This is a genomic window from Thalassospira tepidiphila MCCC 1A03514, from assembly GCF_001662875.1.
In the GTDB taxonomy this organism is placed as follows: Bacteria; Pseudomonadota; Alphaproteobacteria; order Rhodospirillales; family Thalassospiraceae; genus Thalassospira; species Thalassospira tepidiphila.
In genome coordinates, this window is sequence record NZ_JPVZ01000002.1 from 534,588 (window position 1) to 553,575 (window position 18,988).

An 18,988-nucleotide genomic window follows, 5' to 3' on the forward strand; every position below is an offset into this window, starting at 1 on the left:
TCTTCTTGTTTGGGTCAGGACGCGGATGCGTTGGTGGCATCGCGATTGTCGCGCCATTTCTTCCATTCGCGGCGAATGGTCAGAATGACAAACAGAACGGTCAGGGCAAAGAAGCCCCATGAAATCCATGACTGAAAGAAAACACCAAGATCACCGCGCGAAATCGCAAGCGACCGGCGCATATTGTCTTCAAACATCGGGCCAAGGATAAAGGCGATCAGGAACGGGGCCGCCGGGATGTTAAGCAACATCATGGCAAAGCCAACCACACCCATCACCAGAAGGACGGTGACATCAAACGGGCTCGCCCCGATGGAATAGATGCCATAAACGCACAGGATCAGAATGCAGGGCAAAAGCAGCGTCTGGGGAATGCGCGAAATCTTGGTAAAGGCACCGGCTGTTGCCTTGCCGGCAACAAACAGGAAGACCGAACTAAACAGGATGCCGATAAACAGCGCATAGACATCGCCCAGATTATTCTGGAACAGAAGCGGGCCGGGGGTCAGGCCATGGATCATGAACGCACCCAGCATCACACCGGTAATCACATCACCGGGCACACCAAGGGCCAGAAGCGGGATCATGGTCGCACCGCACGCACCGTTATTGGCAGACTCGGACGCAGCAATGCCTTCAAGCTCGCCTTCGCCGAACTTGTCCCCGTTTTTCGAGGTCCGGCGCGCTTCGCTATAGGAAAAGAACGCTGCCGTCGACGGACCGATGCCAGGGATCGCGCCCAGGATCACGCCAATGATTGATCCGCGACAGATCGATTTGATCGAGCCGCGAAACTCGGCAAGGGTCAGGCGGTTGTCGCCCAGTTTCATTGCCGCCGCATTATCTTCCGGGCGGAACACAATCATCTTGATCAGTTCCGGCAGGGCAAACAGACCGATCAGAACCGGCACCATGCCAAGACCCGATTTCATGTCTTCGGAAAGCGCAAAGCGGAACGATCCGTACATGTCTTCGCCCACGGTCGCCAAAAGCAAGCCAAGGCAGGCCGAAATGATACCCAGAACCAGCGACCGGCCCGAAATACTTGCCACAATGGTCAGCGAAAACGCCATCAGCATAAAGAATTCCGGCGGACCAACGCGTAGCGCAAATGTCGCCAGCGGGATGGCGAGGAAAAACAGCGAAATGTTGGAAATGAAATCGCCGATGCAGCTTGAAATCAACGCCATGTTCAGCGCCTTGCCACCCTTGCCGGCGCGTGCCAGCGGATAGCCGTCAAGCACCGTGCAGGCGGCTGATGCCGTGCCGGGCGTCTTGATCAGGATGGCCGAGATTGATCCGCCGTAAGTTGAGCCTTTATACAGCGCAACCAACAGCAAAATACTCGTCACCGGCGACAGATAGAACGTAAACGGCAGGGCCAGGGTGACGGCCATGGTCCCGGTCATGCCCGGGATCGCGCCAATGATCACACCGCCCCAGATCCCGGCAAACATCGCCAGGAAATTCGGTAACGTTGCCACCTCCTGAAAGGCGTAAAGCAATTCATTCCACATAACGATGAACTCTCAATCAGATCAGGGTGGTCAGGTGGGAAATGTTCGCCGACAACAGCTTGCCCTTGGGGAAGGGCGTATGCGTGACTTCGGTAAACAGCAGATACAAAAGAACCGGGAAAATGACCGCAAGGCCGATCATCCAGAACTTGCGTTCGAAATTGCCCGTCATGATGAACAACACGCCAAGCAACAAAACCGTCGCCGGGACAAATCCGATCAATGGCATGCCATACACAAAGGCGACAAACACGATCAGGATACCGGCAAAACGCATCAGATGGGTCTTGTTGCCAAGGATGCGGGTGCCAAATCCTTCGACGCGGTCACGGCTGGCTTCGCGCATTTTCGGGAAGGCCAGAACAAGCGCAAGAACACCCATCACCAGTCCGATCACCGCGACCACGCGCGGCCACATATCAGGTGGCGGGGCAAAGCCCGGAATGAAAGACGGAACCTTCACATAGATCGGGATCAGAACGAACAGGATGACGGCAAAGAACACCGTTGCCACCAGTCCGGCATAGAAATCACGATTTTGGTTCATGGTTCCGTCTCGCATCAAAAGTCTGAACTAAACGACGTTGGTAGGGTCAGGACCTAACGCTTACTGGATGTAGCCGAACTTCTTGGCCATGCCGTTATAAAGCTCGAACTGGCTTTTGACGTAGGCAGCCGGATCTTCATCACCAATGATCGAGGTCGAACCGCGTTTCTCGGCAAGATCAAGCCACTGTTCATCGGTCGCAACCTGACCAAGGATCTCGGTCCATTTGGCAACGACATCTTCCGGAAGACCTTTCGGCGCATACAAGCCGCTCCAGCCGCCAACCTGACCGGCCTGGGCATAACCCAGTTCTTTCGCGGTCGGAACATCCGGCAGGGATGCCATACGTTTCGGCGAATAGACCATCAGCGGACGCATTTTACCGGCTTCGATGTGGGGCATCAGGGAGCCAGCAGCAATCGCCAGGAAATCAACGTGACCGCCAAGCAGGGCAGCGGCCAGTGCAGAGCCGCCTTTATATGGCACGAGGGTGGATGCGGTCAGCGGGTCAAGACCAACGTCAGACAGCAATGCCTGAACCGTAAAGCCGTCAATCGCGGTGGGGCCGGATGCGGCGTAGGTGGTGGCACCGTTGCTGTCTTTGATTTTGGCAATCAGCTCGTCGATGGTCTGGATATCGGAATTGGCATTCACCGCCAAAATCATCGGGGTGGCTTCAAGCATGCCAAGGAAGGTGTAGGCATCCCAGCCAACCGGGCTGTCGGTATAGACAGCCGGATAAAGCGCCATTCCAACACGCGACAGAAGAAGGGTATAGCCATCCGGGTCGGCTTCGGAAACGAAGCGCGCGCCATTCATGCCGCCATTGCCGGTCTTGTTGACCACAACAACCGGCTGCCCGCCGGTATAGTTGCTTGCGGTTTCTGCCAGCGCACGGGCGGCCAGGTCAGATGCACCGCCGGCACCATAAGGTGCGACCAGCGTAATGGCTTTTTCAGGATAGGCGTCTGCCTGCGCGGTCGAAATCATGGATGTGGTTGCAAGGATTGCGGCTGCGATCCCGGCTGCTTTCTTAAGCTTGTGAAACATTTTCATGTCTCCCTGGGTGGTGGTGGCAGAATTGCCGGAGCTCAGACTGGTTTTCACTCTGTCTTTTGTTTTTGTGCCTTCTTGCATAGACAAACTATAACCGGTGACGCAAAAAATTAATTCCAGTATAACTAATTTACATACTGAACAGCGTTCTGCGGCCGAAATCCGGATTTGGGAAAGCACGATGAAACTGCGCGAACTCGAAAGCTTCAATGCCTTTATGACCCACGGTTCTGTGACGGGCGCGGCCCAGGCGATGAATATCAGCCAACCGATGGTCAGCCGGCTGTTGAACAATTTTGAAAAATCGGTCGGGTTTGAACTGTTTACCCGCAAACGCAATCAGCTGATCGCGACGTCCGAGGCCCAGCAGTTCCATGCCACCGTGTTGCGGTCACTCAATGCTTTCCGCGAGGTCGAAACCCAGGCGCGTGCAATTGCCAATGATCAGTTGGGTGCCATCCGTATCGCCGCCCAGCCGATCTATGTTGATACCTATCTGCTTGATGTTGTTGCCAAGTTCAAACAGGCCCATCCCAAGGTTTCGATCAGTATTACCGATACGGGCCTCGAAGGGATGTTGGATATGATTGCCACCCGCCAGTGCGATCTTGGCATCGGCATTACCCTTGATCTGCAAGACCCGGATGTGGTGATCACCCCACTTGCGCAATCGCGTGCCGTCTGTCTGATGCCGGTCGATCACAGGCTGGCAAAGTTCGAAACCATCGATATCGATTTGCTGCGCGGCGAAGACTTTGTTGAACTCTCCATCGGATCGCCGCTCCGCACCAAGATCGACTATATTTTCCAGATTGCCGGCTGGCCGCGCAAAATCGCGGTCGAGGCCCGCACCATCCGCACCATCTCGCGCCTGGTTGAACGCAATGTCGGCATTTCGGTCAGTGACCCGTTCGCAGCCCTTCTGGTCGACACCAACAAGGTGGTCGCCCGTACGCTCACGCCGACCATCGAATGGGATGTGGCACTGTTTACCGCGTCACGTGAACTGAGTGCGGTGGAAAAACGGTTTCTCGCATTTCTGCGCGCCGAATTGCCAAATCTGCGCGCCAGCGGCTGTATTGTATGAGGATTTGATTTGGCCCTATTTGGGGCGATACTCCGGAATCGGCCCATTATTCACTGAATTTGAATAATGACCCTGATTATTCATTATTTCCGGTCAAACGCCAGCTTGGCTGCAAGGCCTAAAAAGATACAGCCGGTGGCGATCTGAAAGGCGCGCGCAATCTTCGCTGATCGCGACAAAACCTGCCCGATTTTCCCGGCAAAACTGCCCACCAGACAATTGATAATCGTCCCGCCGATATTGAGAATCAGCCCGAAAATCAAAAACTGCAACAAAACCGACCCGCGCGACGCATCAACAAACTGCGGAATAAACGCCAGCACAAAGACAATGATCTTGGGATTAAGCAGGTTCACCACAATCCCGTCCCGCCAGGCCGTAAAGGCGCTGGAACGCTTGGTTTGCGCGGGTTTCAGGCGCTGGTCGGTGCTTCGAAACGCACCAATCGCCAGCCACACCAGATAGGCAATCCCGGCCCAGCGCAGCACATCAAGTGCCACCGGATGGGCCGCAACAAGCGCCGCCAGACCCAACCCGGCAAGCGCTGTATGGATCAGCGCACCGGTGGCAATTCCGAAGCTTGCCGCATTGCCCGCCATCGGCCCGGATTTGATGCCCTGTCCCAGACAAAACAGCATGTCATTGCCCGGCGTCATGTTCAGCGCCAGGGCGGTGGGGATGAAAATCGCCAGGGTTTCCAGCGGGATCAGCATGCTTTACGTCCTTTGGGAATAAATGTGAGGGTTCCTCACATTTCAATATTACGCGCTTCCAGCCCCATAGCGATGCAGTGCTGCGCCATGTTTCTTAAGCCAGTGTTGCTGTTTTTTCGAGGGGCCATACAAATCATCGACCACGGCCCAGAAACGTGCGGAGTGGTTTAGTTCCTGCAAGTGGGCGACTTCGTGGGCGACGACGTAATCAAGCACATCTTCAGGCGCCAGCACCAACCGCCAGCTGAACGACAGATTGCCCGAGGATGAACAACTGCCCCAGCGTGTGCGGGTGTCTTTGAGCGAGATGCGATTGACCTTTTTGTTGATCTGTTCGGCATAGGCATGGGCGCGTGGGGCGATTTCAAGTTTGGCCTGCTTTTTAAGGAAATCGGTCACCCGGCGGTTGGTATGTTCGGGCTGGCCTGAGACCCAGATCACGCCCGCCTCAACCCAGACTCCGCGTTTGGCATCGGGCACGGCACGGATGGCGTGATCATGGCCCATGAAGGGAATCCACGCGCCGGGCATGAATTGAACCCGTTCGGGCAGGCGTTGCATGTGGGCTGCCACCCAATCGCCATGCTGATGGAGCATCGAAATCGCCATTTTGCGCGAAACCCCGTTGGGCACGACGATTTCGACACCGTCAAATGCCGGATCAATGCGCAATTTGAGTCGCGTCGCGCGCGCACTTGGCCGCAATCGCACCGGCAACGGGCCGATTTTGGGCATATCGATCTCGGTTTCTTCGGTATTCTTGAGCATTCGGCGCGGATTTTTCCAAAAGAGAGGCAAAAAGTGCGATCTTTTTGTGCCTTTTTCGGGCCAAGCCCATCTTGGGTCTTGCCCCCTAGTAGTGTTTTCCTATACTCCGCGCTCAAGGTCTAGGGGCGATTTGCGACATATGGGTTGCAGCCCCGACAGGACGCAGGCGTTAGGTGCCGCGCCCTGCATTACATCGGAAGAAGAAAGGCGTCACTCCCATGAGCGATCAGGTCAAAAAGGTCGTCCTTGCCTATTCAGGCGGTCTGGATACCTCCATCATCCTGAAATGGCTTCGCGAAGAATATAACTGCGAAGTCGTGACCTTCACCGCCGACCTCGGCCAGGGCGAAGAGCTGGAACCGGCCCGCAAAAAGGCAGAGATGTTCGGCGTCAAACAGATCTTCATCGACGATCTGCGCGAAGAATTCGTCCGCGACTTCGTCTTCCCGATGTTCCGCGCCAATGCCCTTTATGAAGGTGTTTACCTGCTCGGTACCTCGATCGCGCGTCCGCTGATTGCCAAGCGCCAGATCGAAATCGCCGAAGAAGTTGGTGCAGATGCCGTTTCCCATGGTGCGACCGGCAAAGGCAACGACCAGGTCCGTTTCGAGCTGGGTTATTATGCCCTTAAGCCGAACGTGAAGGTCATCGCACCGTGGCGCGAATGGAAGCTGAACTCGCGTACTGCTTTGCTGAACTTTGCCCGCGAGCACCAGATTCCGATTTCGGCTGACAAGCTTGGTGGCGATGAGCCGCCCTATTCGACCGACGCGAACCTTCTGCACATTTCCTATGAAGGCAAGGCGCTGGAAGATCCGTGGGTCAAGCCGGACGAAAATATGTTCGAGCGCACCGTATCGCCGCAGAACGCACCCGATGCGATCACCACGATCGAAATCGAGTTCGAGCAGGGCAACCCGGTTGCGATCAACGGCGAACGCCTGAGCCCGGCAACGCTTTTGACCAAACTCAACGAAGTTGCCGGCAAGAACGGCATCGGTCGTCTGGATCTGGTCGAAAACCGTTATGTCGGCATGAAGTCGCGCGGCGTTTACGAAACCCCGGGCGGCACCATTCTGTCGGTTGCACACCGTGCGATGGAAAGCATCACCCTTGATCGTAACGCCGGTCACCTCAAGGACGAGCTGATGCCGCGTTATGCCGAGATGATCTATAACGGGTATTGGTGGTCGCCGGAACGTCAGGCCCTGCAGCGCCTGATCGACGAGACCCAGCGTACCGTGAACGGCGTTGTGCGCCTTGATCTGTACAAAGGCAACGTTACCGTCACCGGCCGTAAGTCGCCGAACTCGATCTACTCCGAAGAGCATGTCACGTTCGAGGCCGACACCGTTTACAACCAGCGCGATGCAGAAGGCTTCATCAAACTGAATGCGCTTCGCCTGCGTCTTGGTTTTGACCGCGACGGCATGAAGTAAGTTTCCGCAAGCAATTGTGGAGCGGCAAGCGAGGGGCATTTTTGCCCCTCGTTTTCGTTTGAAAGCCAAGCTATAAGCGGGCTCTTAACCTGTTCAGATAAGTATATCGGTCATGCAGCGCTATAAATGTACCGTCGAATATGATGGCCGCCCCTATCACGGCTGGCAGTACCAGGACGAAGTGATTTCGGTTCAGAAGGTCTTTGAGACCGCGATCGAAAAATTCGCCGGTGTATTCGTGCGCGTCTATGTGTCGGGCCGGACCGATGCCGGGGTGCATGCGCTGGGGCAGGTGGTGCATTTCGATCTGCCGAAATACTACCCGGCGGAAGCGGTGATGAATGCGATCAACCATCACCTCAAACCTGATCCGGTGGCGATCAAGGAATGCGAGGAAGTCACGGAAGACTTCCATGCGCGGTTTTCGTCAAAGAAACGATATTACATGTATCGCATTATCAATCGCCGCGCACCCCTGACCTTTGAGGCTGGGCTGGCCTGGGGCGTCTATAAGCCACTTGATATTGATGCGATGAATGAAGCGGCCCAACATCTGATCGGGACGTTTGATTTCACAAGCTTCCGGGCCAGTGAATGTCAGGCCAAAAGTCCGATCAAGACGCTGGAAAAGCTTGAAGTCATACGCGGGATCGAAAACCCGCTTGAAATCCGGGTCCATACCGAAAGCCGGTCTTTCCTGCATCATCAGGTGCGCAATATGGTTGGCACACTTGTTCTGGTTGGCAAGGGCGCCTGGAAGCCGATTGACGTTAAAACGGCCCTTGAGGCCAAGGATCGCAGTGCTGGCGGCCCGACGGCACCGGCCGACGGGCTTTATTTCGTCAAGGTCGATTACTGACACCCGATCAGATAGAGATCCGTTCAGCGTCTGAAGTAAATTCAGCAGACGAATATTCAGCCTGACCTTTGCGCATTATCTGTGCGCATTTCATCCTTCCCGGACCTCCTTGTAGAAAAAACGACGCACAGGCGAAATTTTTTTCGGTTTTCTGTCTACCACTCCCCATATGACGCTTATTGATATGGTTGTTCATCTTATGGGTAGGTGTTCACCTATCGGTAACGAACTGTAATTACACTATTAATTAATCTTTAGTTGGCTGACTCGCGTTCAGGTTGCGAAAAGTCTGTACGATAGTATTGCTCTATACTAAAGTTTAATTTATAGGATTGTATATCTTATATCTCTGCTGAACCAGGCGACCAAGACCCGGGAAGATGCTGAACCGCCGATCTAGTTGCTAGAGGGGCTCGTCGGTGACCAACGATGAAATGAGAGTGAGTATGTCGAAAAGTTTGATTTTCAAGGTGGCTCTCGCCGCCGTTGCGATCCTGATTGCGGGCATCGCGCTTCTGGGCTTGCTGATCATGCAGCGCATCGATGACAAGGTGGCAAGTGACAGTCTTGAATCGCAGAAACTGAACCTTCGCGTTGCTGCGACAATCTTCCAGGATAATCATCCCGAATTTTCCATGAAGATCAGCGAAGACGGTGAAACCACCGATCTCGTCATTCCCGAAATCCCGGATCTGTCGTCGCATGACCTGATTGACTCGATCGGGGCCGCCACCGGCCAGACGGCGACCGTGTTCGCCTTCGTCCCGGCAGAGCAGGACTTCGTGCGTGTTTCGACCAACATTATCAAACCGGACGGCAAACGTGCGGTTGGCACCATGCTGGGCAAGGGCAGTGCGGCCTATCAGCCGATCATGTCGGGCAACACGTTCCGGGGTGAGGCGCTTATTCTTGGGACGGAATATGTAACGCAATATTCGCCGATCAAATCACCATCGGGTGACACGCTTGGTATTCTCTATGTCGGGATCAAAAAGGCAGAGGTCGCCGCGGTCGCAGGTGAGATCGAACTGCGGATCGCGATTGTCGGTATTATCGTTGCCATCGCATCGGCTGTGTTGCTGTTCCTGTTGCTGCGCTGGCAGCTCGGACCGCTGCGCGATCTTGGTCAGACGATTTCCCGATTTGTCGAACGTGACTTTTCCGAAGAAGTTTCGTTTACCGATCGCAAGGACGAGATTGGCGTGATTGCCAATGGTCTTGTGCGTTGGCGTGAAACGGCTGAAAAAATGGGTGAGGCCGAGGCCGCCCGGGTGGAAGCCGAAAAACGTGCCGAAAAGGAACGTTTGGAACAGCGCAACCGTCTGGCCCATGAACTTGAACAATCCATCGGTCAGATCGTTGCATCTGTTCGCCAGTCGTCGACCGGTATGCAGAAATCCACCGAACTGATGCGTGAATCGGCCAATCATTCCCTGACCCAAAGCCAACGGGTGTCCGAGGCCGCCAATGATTCGGCCCAGAGCGTTCAAACGGTTGCAGCCGCGACCGAGGAACTTTCAGCCTCTATCAGCGGCATCGGTGATCAGGTCCGTGAATCCACAGCGATTGCCGAAACCGCCGTTGGTGAAGCATCGCGGGCCAACGAAATGGTTGGTGGTCTGGCCGAAGCAGCCGAGCGCATCGGTGAAGTCGTGAGTTTGATCAACGACATTGCGGCCCAGACCAACCTTCTGGCGCTCAACGCGACAATCGAGGCCGCCCGTGCTGGTGAAGCCGGCAAGGGCTTTGCGGTTGTGGCGCAAGAGGTCAAAAACCTTGCCAACCAGACCGCCAAGGCAACCGACGAAATCGCCCAGCAGATCGGGGCGATTCAGGGCGAGACCAGGGTTACAGTCGAGGCAATTGAAAAGGTCACGCATACGATTTCGTCGATCAGCGAAATCGCATCAGGCATTTCATCGGCAGTGAGCGAACAGAACGCCGCCGTCAACGAAATCGCCAACAGTGCGACCAGTGCATCGTCCGGTTCGAGCGAGGTTGTCGCCAACATCAACGAAATTCACGAAGCCGCCGCCAGCAGTGGGGCAGCCGCCAGTGAACTTGATCAGAATGTTGGTGCGATGGCCAAGCAGATCGACAGTCTGCAAAAGACCGTGTCGAACTTCCTGTCGCAATTGCGCGCAGGCTGATCGGATCACGTTTGCGGCGGGATACCTGCCGCAGAACCAAACTGAAAAAGGGTGGGCAAATGCCCACCCTTTTTGTTTAGCCAAATATCCAGTGCCACAGGAACGGGATGGTTAATGCGGTGGCAAGGGTATTGAGCCCCATCGCAAGGCCGGAAAAGGCCCCGGCGGTTTCATTGACCTGAAACGCCCGCGCCGTTCCGATGCCGTGTGATGCCACCCCCATGGCAAAGCCGCGCGCCCGCCAGTCCTTAAGACGGGCCATATTCATCACCATCGGGCCAAGGGTTGCGCCAACGATGCCCGTCGCGATCACGCAAACTGCGGTCAGGGCCGGGACCCCGCCGATATTTTCGGCAATGCCCATGGCGACGGGGGTGGTGACGGATTTCGGGGCCAGGGATGCCAGTGTTTCCGGGCTTGCGCCCAGTGCCCAGGCCAGAATGACGGTGCTGGCACTCGCAACCAGTGATCCGAACAGAACCCCGAATGCGATGACTGGCAGCGCACGTTTCAGCGTTTCAGTCTGACGAAACAGCGGGACGGCAAGGGCCACCGTGGCCGGACCCAACAGGAAGTGAACAAACTGCGCGCCTTCGAAGTAGGTGGCATAGGGCGTGCCGGTGACTTTGAGCAACAGGGCAATCAGGGCGATGGCGATGACCACCGGATTACAGATCGGGTTGCGGTCGCTTTTTTGATAAAGCCAGAAGCCGATGGCATAGGCAACAAGGGTGATGGTCAGCCCGGTCAGCGGTTTGGCCGACAGGTAAACCCAGAGCTGGGTGATATCGGTCTCGTTCATTGCCCGTCCTCCAGACTTTCGCCCGGTTTGGCCTTGGGCAGCAGTTTCGACATCAAAAGGGCGGTCAGCACCATGGCCAGCAGGGTGGAAATGATCAGGGCGGCGGCAATCGGCAGCCAGTCGCCTTTAAGACGATCAATCTGTGTGACAACGCCCACCCCGGCCGGAACAAACAGCAAGGAGAAATGGATCAGCAGATTATCTGCGGCATCGGTCAGCACCTTGGGCGGGTTGCGTTTGATCAGAAGGCCGACAAACAGCAGCACCAGACCGATCACCGGACCGGGAACCGGCAGATCAAACAGTTCCGACACCACCTCGCCAAACAGCTGGCAGACAAGGATCAGGGCAAAAGCAGCAATCATCAAAAACCTCCCCACAGGCACATGCATGTTTTTCTGCGTAAGACATAATAGGCTTCGGGAAGTTCGACTTTTATTAATTACGCAAAACGCCCGTGCCGGGTGGGAATAAAATTGATTCTTGGGCGGGCACTCACCGTTAATCGAAATTGATCTTTCGGGATATTTCGAATCAGTTTGATTTATGTGTGGCTATTTGTTATTTAGGACATAGCCACACATAAAATTACGATGGTGATTTATGGTCGAATCTCAGTCTTCTAAATCTGTGCCGTATGCGACATTCTCTTCTTTTATAAACTTTTCCAATAAGTTGCGAGAAGAGGGGGTGCCAAACAGAATAGATAAGACAGTTTTTGGGGCGGCTTCTGGTAGCGTCATTTATAGCACGATTTCTGCGCTGAAATCTTTAGACCTGATCGACGAAAACGGAGTCCCTTCTCTAAAATTCATTGATTTTGTCACTTCTACCGATGAAGAGCGAAAGCAGAAACTGAAGGATATTCTTAGAGTTGGTTATGCGTCGCTTTGGGATGGGTCGATCAATCTAGAGACAGCCTCGGCCGGCCAGTTCAATGATCATCTACGTGATGTTTATGACGTAAAAGGTTCGACAATAGACAAGTCTGCCGCGTTTTTCATATCCGCTGCCAACTTTGCTGAGATACCCTTGTCTTCGCAACTGAAGGCGCGGAAGCCGATAGCATCTTCGTCGTCTTCTAAGAAAAGTTCCAAGCAGAGAAAAAAGAACAATGGCAACGATCCAAAAGCAGACAGCGAGTTGCCAGCCCAGCCTGTTGTCCCAGAAAAACCATTGGAACATCAGTTAGTTGATCTAATGACAGAAGATGACTTGGACGCTGATGTGAAAGACGCAATTTGGAAGTTGGTTCAGTACTTAACTGCCAAACGAGCGAAGAGTAGTGTTTTTAATTGAAGAATTTGCGCCACGGAATCTGCTTGGCGGCCGTTCCGTGGCGCATAAACCGCTAACACATGGAGGTCGGCAAGGACCGTTATGCCTTTGGTTTTAAAAGCTCAATTTTAGCACCCACTTTGGTTCAGAAGCCCAAAGTGGGACGCCGTATTAAGCCTTCGGCAAGCATAGTGCATGCCTTAAGTGCCGATTAATTATGCACTTTTTCTTGCCGATTTCAATTCAATTCCGGCAACAAGGAATTTGTTGATGCAAGAAAGTCGTGTTTTTGTGCGAGCCTACGAGCGTATCCGATATGGACATCGCGAGTATGTTTGCGCGCATACGCGTCGCTGGCCTCGCCAGTTGACGTTTGACTTCTAAAAGTATTGGAAGGTGGGGTTGACCCACCTTCCGCCAAATGTCGGTGTCATTCCAGACCGCAGCGTTACAGAATTTCCAGCGCGTTTTCCGGCGGACGGCCGAGAACGGCCTTGTCGCCATTAACCACAATCGGGCGTTCAAGGGCGCGCGGATGGGCACAGAGGGCCTCGATCAGCTCCTCCCCACGCAGATCGGCAATGCCTTCTTCGCGGGCTTCCTTCTTGCGCAGGATGTCTTCGGGTTTCATGCCGAGCATATCAAGGATGCCTGAAAGTTCCTGCGGGGTTGGCGGGGTGTCGAGATAGGCGATCACGTCGGGCGTTATGCCCTGTTCTTCGATCAGGGCCAGGGTCTGGCGCGATTTCGAGCAGCGCGGATTGTGGTAGATGCGGACCATCATGGTTGGGTCTCCGTATCAAAATGGATTTGTTCATTGATAGCGATCTTTGGGGATGCAATCAAATCCCGTCGATCATCGAGAGCAGGTCTTCGAGCTCTTCGATCTCGCTATTGATGATGCGGGTGGCGGTGTCATAGCCAAAGCCCTGACGGGCGAGGGCGGCCATATCCTTTTCGCGTTTTTCTTCGCGGATATAGGGCCGGCGCCACGGGCCAAGACGACGGCGACGGGCATAGGCAGCGGCAGCGGCAATGTTGGGGTCGGTGCCACGCACTTCTTCATAGGCGGCGTCATCGGCCTCGGCCCGAAGTTCGGTCAGTGCGGCATCGACCTGATCACTGGCAATGCCGCGCGATGACAAATCGGCGGCAATCACCCGAAGCGCCTTGCCCCGACGCAGCAAGGAACGTGCGCGTCCCTTGGCATAGGCATCGTCGTTAATGAAGCCAGCCTTTTCGCAGGCCGACAAAACCGAATTCATCCACTCAACGGCTTCGTCCGGGTCGGTGCCGTGTTCGGCGACCGACAGGCGGATTTTACCGCGCATCAATGTTTCAAGCCGGGCGCGTGAGGCGGCGAAGCGTTCGAGATACCAGGTGGCATAATTCATCAGATAGTCGCGGGTGACCTTGCGCGGGCGTTTGGGTTCATGCGAGCGGGTTTTCGACTTTTTGCCGGACTGGTTGGAAAAACGCGCATTTCCGGCGGGCTTTTTTTCGCGCGCAGAGTCGCTGGTTTCCGGGCTTTGGCGATGTTTGTCGTGCATGACTGACACTATGAATGAATTCACACCCTTGCAAGTATGCCCCCACTCTCCCTATTTTACGCGCAATTGTCTGCATTTTTCCGAAGGAAATTCCATGAACGAGTCAGAGCAACGTGCTCTTGCCCCGCGCTATATGGGGGCTGTGAACTGGCTTGGACTTTGGACCCTTTATGCCAAAGAAGTCCGTCGGTTCCTGAATGTGCATTTGCAAACCATCGGTGCGCCGGTTGTTACCAGCCTGCTGTTTCTTGCTGTTTTCCTGCTGGCCCTTGGCCGTGCGGTTGAAATGGTCAATGGCATCCCGTTTGCCACCTTCCTGGCCCCTGGTCTGATCATGATGACCATGGTGCAAAACGCCTTTGCCAATTCTTCAAGCTCGATCACGATTGCCAAGGTACAGGGCAATATCGTCGATGTTTTGATGCCGCCGCTGTCGGCTGGCGAAATGGTTGCCGGTTTTGCCTTTGGCGCGGTGACGCGCGGGATGATCGTTGGTCTGGTCACCGCGATCTTCATGTCGTTCTTTGTCGATGTCGCGATCCACAATATCTGGGCGATCCTGTATTTCGGGATTTCGGCATCCTTGATGCTGTCGCTTCTGGGGATTGCGGGTGGTGTCTGGGCCGAGAAGTTTGACCATATCGCGGTCGTGACCAACTTTGTCGTGACCCCGTTATCGTTCCTGTCGGGCACGTTTTACAGTGCGGAAAGCCTGCCCGAAGCCGGTCAGGTTCTGGTGCATTTCAACCCGTTCTTCTACATGATTGACGGGTTCCGTTATGGCTTTACCGGGATTTCCGATGGCACGATCATGACCGGTGTGGTGGTTCTTGCCCTGGTCAATGCGGCCCTTTGGCTGCTGTGCTATCGCATGATCAAAACCGGCTACAAGCTTAAGGCCTAAGCGCCGATCAGATTGCCAAATCACAAAGGACGGTATTCTGATGCGGATGCCGTCCTTTTTCATTTTGATGACCTTTTTCAAAAGACCCCCGTACGTGCTTTTGCGGCGTTGACAGGGTCGGTGAATCTCTTGATACTCCTCGGCTTCTCAGCAGTCCGCTGGAGCTTGACCAATCGGTCAGGAATGTGAATTTTACCCGAATTGAGGAATAAGAAAGTGATTACTCCCGTCATGCCGACCTACGCGCGGGCCAATTTGGCCTTTGAGAAAGGTGAAGGACCTTATCTCTATGCGCAGGACGGCCGACGATTCCTTGATTTCGGGTCGGGGATCGCGGTCAATACGCTCGGTCATTCGCACCCGCATCTGGTGGCGAAACTGACCGAGCAGGTTGGCAAGCTTTGGCATACCTCGAACCTGTATCAGATGCCGGGGCAGGAAAAACTGGCCAAGCGGCTGATTGAGAACAGCTTTGCCGATACGGTGTTTTTCTGTAATTCGGGTGCCGAGGCCAATGAAGCGGGCATCAAGATGCTGCGTCGGTATCAGTATGTGTCGGGCCATCCGGAAAAGAACCGCATTCTGGTTGCGACCAATGCGTTTCATGGAAGGACCCTTGGCACCCTGACCGCAGGTTATAGCGAAAAATACCGCGAAGGTTTCGGGCCGATGCCCGATGGCTTTGACCGGGTGGCGTTTGGCAACCTGAACGAACTTCGCAACGCGATTACGCCCAATACCGGCGGTATCATCCTTGAGCCGATCCAGGGCGAAGGCGGCATTTGCCGTGCGCCGGAAGGGTATCTTGAGGGTGTGCGCAAGGCAGCCGATGAATTCGGCATGCTGGTGATGTTTGACGAAGTTCAGACCGGTATTGGCCGAACCGGCAAGCTGTTTGCCTATCAATGGTCGGACATGGAGCCTGATATCATTTCCTCGGCCAAGGGACTTGGCGGTGGCTTCCCGATCGGGGCGTTGCTTGCCAATGAAAAGGCAGCCGCTGCCTTTACGCCCGGAATGCATGGCACGACCTTTGGCGGTAACCAGCTTGCAACGGCGGCGGCCAATGCGGTGCTGGATGAGGTCCTGAAACCCGGTTTCATGGACCATGTTCTGGAAATGAGCCGCCTGATTGTTGATGGCCTTGAGGTGATTGCACGCAAGCATCCGGGCTTTATCGAAGAAGTGCGTGGCATGGGCCTGCTGTTGGGGATGAAAACCAAACCGGCCAATGTTGATGTTGTTGCCAAACTGCGCGAGTTCAATCTTTTGACCGTGCCGGCAGGCGACAATGTGGTGCGTATCATTCCGCCGCTTAACATCACCAAAACCCATGTTGACGAAGCGCTGGTTGCCATTGACGCAGCCGCTGCCGCCCTTGGTAAATAATGCGCAAATAAGGGCGCGGAAGGAAATTTGACTATGACTGATATTCGCCATTTTCTCGATCTCGACAAAATGTCGGCAAGCGAGCTTAAGGATATTCTGGCCCTTGGCGACTCCGAGAAGGCCGGGAAGGCCCCGTTCGGGGTAAAGCCGCTTGCGGGCAAGACCTTGGCTTTGATTTTTGAAAAGCCGTCGACCCGTACGCGCGTGTCGTTCGAAGTTGGCATGCGCCAGCTTGGCGGTGATGTGGTGACGCTTGATGCCGATAGCAGCCAGCTTGGCCGTGGGGAAACCATTGCCGATACCGCACGCGTTTTGTCGCGCTTTGTTGATGCGATCATGATCCGAACGACCGATGAATCCAAACTGCATGAGCTGGCGCAATATGCCACCGTGCCGGTGATCAACGGGCTTACCGATCAAAGCCACCCGTGCCAGATCATGGCCGATCTGATGACGGTCAAGGAACACAAGGGCAAGCTTGAAGGCCTCAAGTTTGCCTGGGTTGGCGATGGTAATAACGTCTCGGCATCGTTCATTCATGCATCGCCGAAATTCGGCTTTGCACTCGATATGGCGTGTCCGGCGGGCTATCGCCCTAATCAGGGTCTGATTGAAACCGCCAATGCCGAAGGCGGCAAAGTGCGTCTGACCGATATGGACAGTGCGCTCGCCGGTGCCGATGTTGTGGTGACCGATTGCTGGGTCTCGATGGGCGATGAAGATTACGACGCCCGTATGGAGGCCCTTTCGCCCTATCAGATTAATGAGGCCACCATGGCACAGGCCAAGGATGATGCGATCTTCCTGCATTGTCTGCCAGCCCATCGGAACGAAGAAGTCACCGACGCGGTGATTGACGGGCCACAGTCGGTTGTGTTTGACGAGGCGGAAAACCGCCTGCATGCGCAAAAGGGTGTTTTGCTTTATTGCCTGAATGGTTTGCCGTCGTAAGGCTTGCCATCCGGGTTATGGCCCCTAAATAAGCCATATCGAATTTGAAGGGCGGCATTGGCCGCCCTTTGCTATGCTGTCAGGTGTTTTCGTCCAGGGTCTTTACTCTGGCACCTCGACAATGCGGGGGTGCAGTTGTTATACGCCCTGCAACACGTAAAAACGCGGAAGCTGAAAATGCAGATTGCTGTCGATTTTTGCCAGCCCTTCACGCTGGATCATTCCAACATCCGTGGCCGCTTCACGCGCCTGGGCCCGACGGTGCAGACCATCATCGGGCAGCACACTTATCCTGCGCTTGCCAACCATCTGCTTTCCGAGATCATCGGCCTTGCCGTGCTGCTGTCCTCGTCGCTGAAATATGAAGGCCTGTTTACCCTTCAGACCAGCTCGGATGGGCCGATCAGCATGCTGGTGGTTGATGTCGATAGTGATGGCAATGTGCGCGCCTGCCTTCGGGTCGATGAAGAACGCCTCAACGCCATGATCGCAGCCGAAGAAGGCGGCGAGGATGCCCTGCGCGGTCAGGTCCTGAAACTGATGGGGCGGGGGCATATTGCCTTTACGGTCGATCAGGGCGACGAGCATGAACGCTATCAGGGGATTGTATCGCTTGAAGGCGAGACGCTGGCGCAATGTGCAGAGGCCTATTTCCGCCAGTCCGAGCAGCTTGAAACGTCGTTCAAGCTTGAAGTGCATCGCGGCGAGACGGCGGATGACTGGTGGGTTGGCGGGTTGTTCCTGCAAAAAATGCCGGTCAGCGCATCGGGCGATGCGAGCACCCCGGAAGAGGCCGAAAAGGTATCTGAAGACTGGAACAGATCAACCATCCTGATGGCGAGTGCGACCGAGAACGAGCTGGTTGATATTTCGCTTTCTGCCCATGACCTGATCTGGCGCCTGTTCCATGACGAGGAACCGCGCGTGTTTGAACAGACCCAGCTTCAGTTCAAATGCCGTTGCTCGCGCGAGAAGATCGAAGGCGCGCTTGTGACCTATCCGCTTGATGAGCTTTTGTCGATGCGCGAAGCCGATACCGGCGAGGTCGGCGTTTCCTGCCAGTTCTGTAACACGCGTTATGGCTTTAACGAGGCGGAGCTGCGTCAGCTCAAGGCGGATGATGCCGAAGCGGCGTCGCCGAAAATCTAGTAAGGGCTTCAGGGGCTTCGGGGCTTAATTGTTCGTCACAGCCTTGCCTTAATCCTAAAGCAACGTCACCATGACAGGATCATCGTCCTGACGCGCCATGGTGGCGTTGTTTTTTTATCTGTGTGATTGATCAAAGGAGATCGAAGACATGACGGTTATGTCCATCAAGGGCCTGCGCGCCGTTGTTGCCGGGGCTGCACTTGCGCTGATGGCGGCTTGCACAAGCGGCCCGGTTGCGACCTATCCCGATGTGACATGGCGCCATCTTGATCCGATTGTCTTTGCCGCCGGTCCGATTGAAAAAGTTGCGGCCTGGTCGGACAATGAGGATGGATCGATCCAGTCGTCCCTGCCGTTCAATCTGGGCCGCATGGCGATGAACTGGCCCGATGACCGCATACAGACCGCGGGTACCAGCGACATGCTGCGTTATAGCGTGACCGAGGCCTCGGTGACCTCGAACGCGCTTAAAACCACCAAGGGTATCAAGGGGGTCTTTACCGACGATCAGTCCGACAAGATTGACCTTAAGGTCGCAGCCAAGCTTGAGCTGCTGGACCCCAATGGCATGCAGAAGGGCGAGGTAACGGCAATGGCGGAACGGTCGCGTACGCTTTCGGAATCTATGTCGGTCGCCGAACGCGAACAGGCGGTCTATGACGCAACCACTGCCCTTTTGATGGATCTTGATCGCGAAATGGAACGCCAGATCAATAACAATCTGGGCCGTTTCCTGTTGCGGTGATCGACTTCCTGTAAGGGATTTAAACAAAGTCCAAAGGCCGCGGTGATCTGTCATCGCGGTCTTTTTTGTTGCGCGTCCCTGCGA

Annotated in this window: 19 protein-coding genes; 10 read left to right on the forward strand and 9 right to left on the reverse strand. The window is 55.0% G+C overall.

The window, feature by feature from the left end:
* Window positions 1–14: 14 nt before the first annotated feature.
* From TH4_RS06490 to TH4_RS06500, 3 genes are read right to left on the reverse strand one after another with little or no spacing between them, the layout of a single operon-like run.
* Window positions 15–1,517 carry a tripartite tricarboxylate transporter permease gene (locus TH4_RS06490; RefSeq protein WP_063085901.1) on the reverse strand — a complete coding sequence of 501 codons (1,503 nt, stop codon included), beginning with the start codon at window positions 1,515–1,517 and terminating at the stop codon, window positions 15–17.
* A gap of 16 nt (window positions 1,518–1,533) precedes the next feature.
* A complete protein-coding gene (locus tag TH4_RS06495; RefSeq protein WP_064780366.1) occupies window positions 1,534–2,064 on the reverse strand; it encodes a tripartite tricarboxylate transporter TctB family protein in 531 nt (176 codons plus the stop codon).
* Window positions 2,065–2,124: 60 nt separating this feature from the next.
* Window positions 2,125–3,114 (reverse strand): Bug family tripartite tricarboxylate transporter substrate binding protein, encoded by a 990-nt coding sequence (locus TH4_RS06500; protein WP_008889011.1) that lies wholly within the window; start codon window positions 3,112–3,114, stop codon window positions 2,125–2,127.
* Window positions 3,115–3,301: 187 nt separating this feature from the next.
* Between TH4_RS06500 and TH4_RS06505 the strand changes: the two genes are divergently transcribed.
* Window positions 3,302–4,207 carry a LysR family transcriptional regulator gene (locus TH4_RS06505; RefSeq protein WP_063085894.1) on the forward strand — a complete coding sequence of 302 codons (906 nt, stop codon included), beginning with the start codon at window positions 3,302–3,304 and terminating at the stop codon, window positions 4,205–4,207.
* A gap of 83 nt (window positions 4,208–4,290) precedes the next feature.
* Here TH4_RS06505 and TH4_RS06510 read toward each other — a convergent pair whose 3' ends face one another.
* Window positions 4,291–4,920 (reverse strand): LysE family translocator, encoded by a 630-nt coding sequence (locus tag TH4_RS06510; protein ID WP_064780367.1) that lies wholly within the window; start codon window positions 4,918–4,920, stop codon window positions 4,291–4,293.
* Between the two features lie 48 nt (window positions 4,921–4,968).
* Entirely contained in the window at window positions 4,969–5,688 is a 720-nt protein-coding gene (locus tag TH4_RS06515; RefSeq protein WP_063085888.1) for a M48 family metallopeptidase, read from the reverse strand.
* A gap of 218 nt (window positions 5,689–5,906) precedes the next feature.
* Here TH4_RS06515 and TH4_RS06520 point away from each other — a divergent pair, with 218 nt between their 5' ends.
* The 3 genes from TH4_RS06520 to TH4_RS06530 all read left to right on the forward strand — a co-directional run bounded on the left by TH4_RS06520 (window position 5,907) and on the right by TH4_RS06530 (window position 10,136).
* Window positions 5,907–7,127 carry an argininosuccinate synthase gene (locus tag TH4_RS06520; protein ID WP_008889015.1) on the forward strand — a complete coding sequence of 407 codons (1,221 nt, stop codon included), beginning with the start codon at window positions 5,907–5,909 and terminating at the stop codon, window positions 7,125–7,127.
* A gap of 112 nt (window positions 7,128–7,239) precedes the next feature.
* Window positions 7,240–7,986: a tRNA pseudouridine(38-40) synthase TruA gene (gene truA, locus TH4_RS06525; RefSeq protein ID WP_064780368.1), complete on the forward strand. Its 747-nt coding sequence runs from the start codon at window positions 7,240–7,242 to the stop codon at window positions 7,984–7,986.
* Window positions 7,987–8,432: 446 nt separating this feature from the next.
* Complete coding sequence (locus TH4_RS06530; protein WP_064780369.1) at window positions 8,433–10,136, forward strand: methyl-accepting chemotaxis protein; 1,704 nt, start codon at window positions 8,433–8,435, stop codon at window positions 10,134–10,136.
* A 76-nt stretch (window positions 10,137–10,212) separates the two neighbouring features.
* On the opposite strand, the gene TH4_RS06535 is transcribed toward TH4_RS06530, so the two are convergent.
* Both TH4_RS06535 and TH4_RS06540 read right to left on the reverse strand, forming a co-directional pair.
* Window positions 10,213–10,938, reverse strand: a complete 726-nt coding sequence (locus TH4_RS06535; RefSeq protein WP_063085879.1) for an LrgB family protein — start codon at window positions 10,936–10,938, stop codon at window positions 10,213–10,215.
* A complete protein-coding gene (locus tag TH4_RS06540; protein ID WP_063085876.1) occupies window positions 10,935–11,303 on the reverse strand; it encodes a CidA/LrgA family protein in 369 nt (122 codons plus the stop codon). Before TH4_RS06540 ends, TH4_RS06535 begins: the two co-directional genes overlap by 4 nt.
* 238 nt (window positions 11,304–11,541) lie before the next feature.
* On the opposite strand from TH4_RS06540, the gene TH4_RS06545 reads away from it, so the two are divergent.
* Complete coding sequence (locus TH4_RS06545) at window positions 11,542–12,237, forward strand: DUF5343 domain-containing protein (RefSeq protein ID WP_064780370.1); 696 nt, start codon at window positions 11,542–11,544, stop codon at window positions 12,235–12,237.
* A 427-nt stretch (window positions 12,238–12,664) separates the two neighbouring features.
* Here TH4_RS06545 and arsC read toward each other — a convergent pair whose 3' ends face one another.
* Together arsC and TH4_RS06555 are read right to left on the reverse strand one after the other, a co-directional pair.
* Entirely contained in the window at window positions 12,665–13,000 is a 336-nt protein-coding gene (arsC, locus tag TH4_RS06550; RefSeq protein WP_064780371.1) for an arsenate reductase (glutaredoxin), read from the reverse strand.
* Window positions 13,001–13,058: 58 nt separating this feature from the next.
* Window positions 13,059–13,766 carry a regulatory protein RecX gene (locus tag TH4_RS06555; RefSeq protein ID WP_064780372.1) on the reverse strand — a complete coding sequence of 236 codons (708 nt, stop codon included), beginning with the start codon at window positions 13,764–13,766 and terminating at the stop codon, window positions 13,059–13,061.
* 94 nt (window positions 13,767–13,860) lie between these two features.
* Between TH4_RS06555 and TH4_RS06560 the strand changes: the two genes are divergently transcribed.
* The 5 genes from TH4_RS06560 to TH4_RS06580 all read left to right on the forward strand — a co-directional run bounded on the left by TH4_RS06560 (window position 13,861) and on the right by TH4_RS06580 (window position 18,904).
* The gene (locus TH4_RS06560) at window positions 13,861–14,670 is read left to right on the forward strand and encodes an ABC transporter permease (RefSeq protein ID WP_008889022.1); all 810 of its coding nucleotides are present in this window, start codon (window positions 13,861–13,863) and stop codon (window positions 14,668–14,670) included.
* A 231-nt stretch (window positions 14,671–14,901) separates the two neighbouring features.
* Window positions 14,902–16,059 carry an aspartate aminotransferase family protein gene (locus TH4_RS06565; protein WP_008889024.1) on the forward strand — a complete coding sequence of 386 codons (1,158 nt, stop codon included), beginning with the start codon at window positions 14,902–14,904 and terminating at the stop codon, window positions 16,057–16,059.
* Window positions 16,060–16,092: 33 nt separating this feature from the next.
* Window positions 16,093–17,010, forward strand: coding sequence for an ornithine carbamoyltransferase (gene argF / locus TH4_RS06570; RefSeq protein WP_064780373.1), 918 nt, complete (start codon window positions 16,093–16,095; stop codon window positions 17,008–17,010).
* A gap of 177 nt (window positions 17,011–17,187) precedes the next feature.
* Window positions 17,188–18,159, forward strand: coding sequence for an Hsp33 family molecular chaperone HslO (hslO, locus tag TH4_RS06575; protein WP_064780374.1), 972 nt, complete (start codon window positions 17,188–17,190; stop codon window positions 18,157–18,159).
* Between the two features lie 148 nt (window positions 18,160–18,307).
* On the forward strand, window positions 18,308–18,904 hold the full coding sequence (locus TH4_RS06580; RefSeq protein ID WP_064780375.1) for a hypothetical protein: 597 nt from the start codon (window positions 18,308–18,310) through the stop codon (window positions 18,902–18,904).
* Window positions 18,905–18,988: the final 84 nt, after the last annotated feature.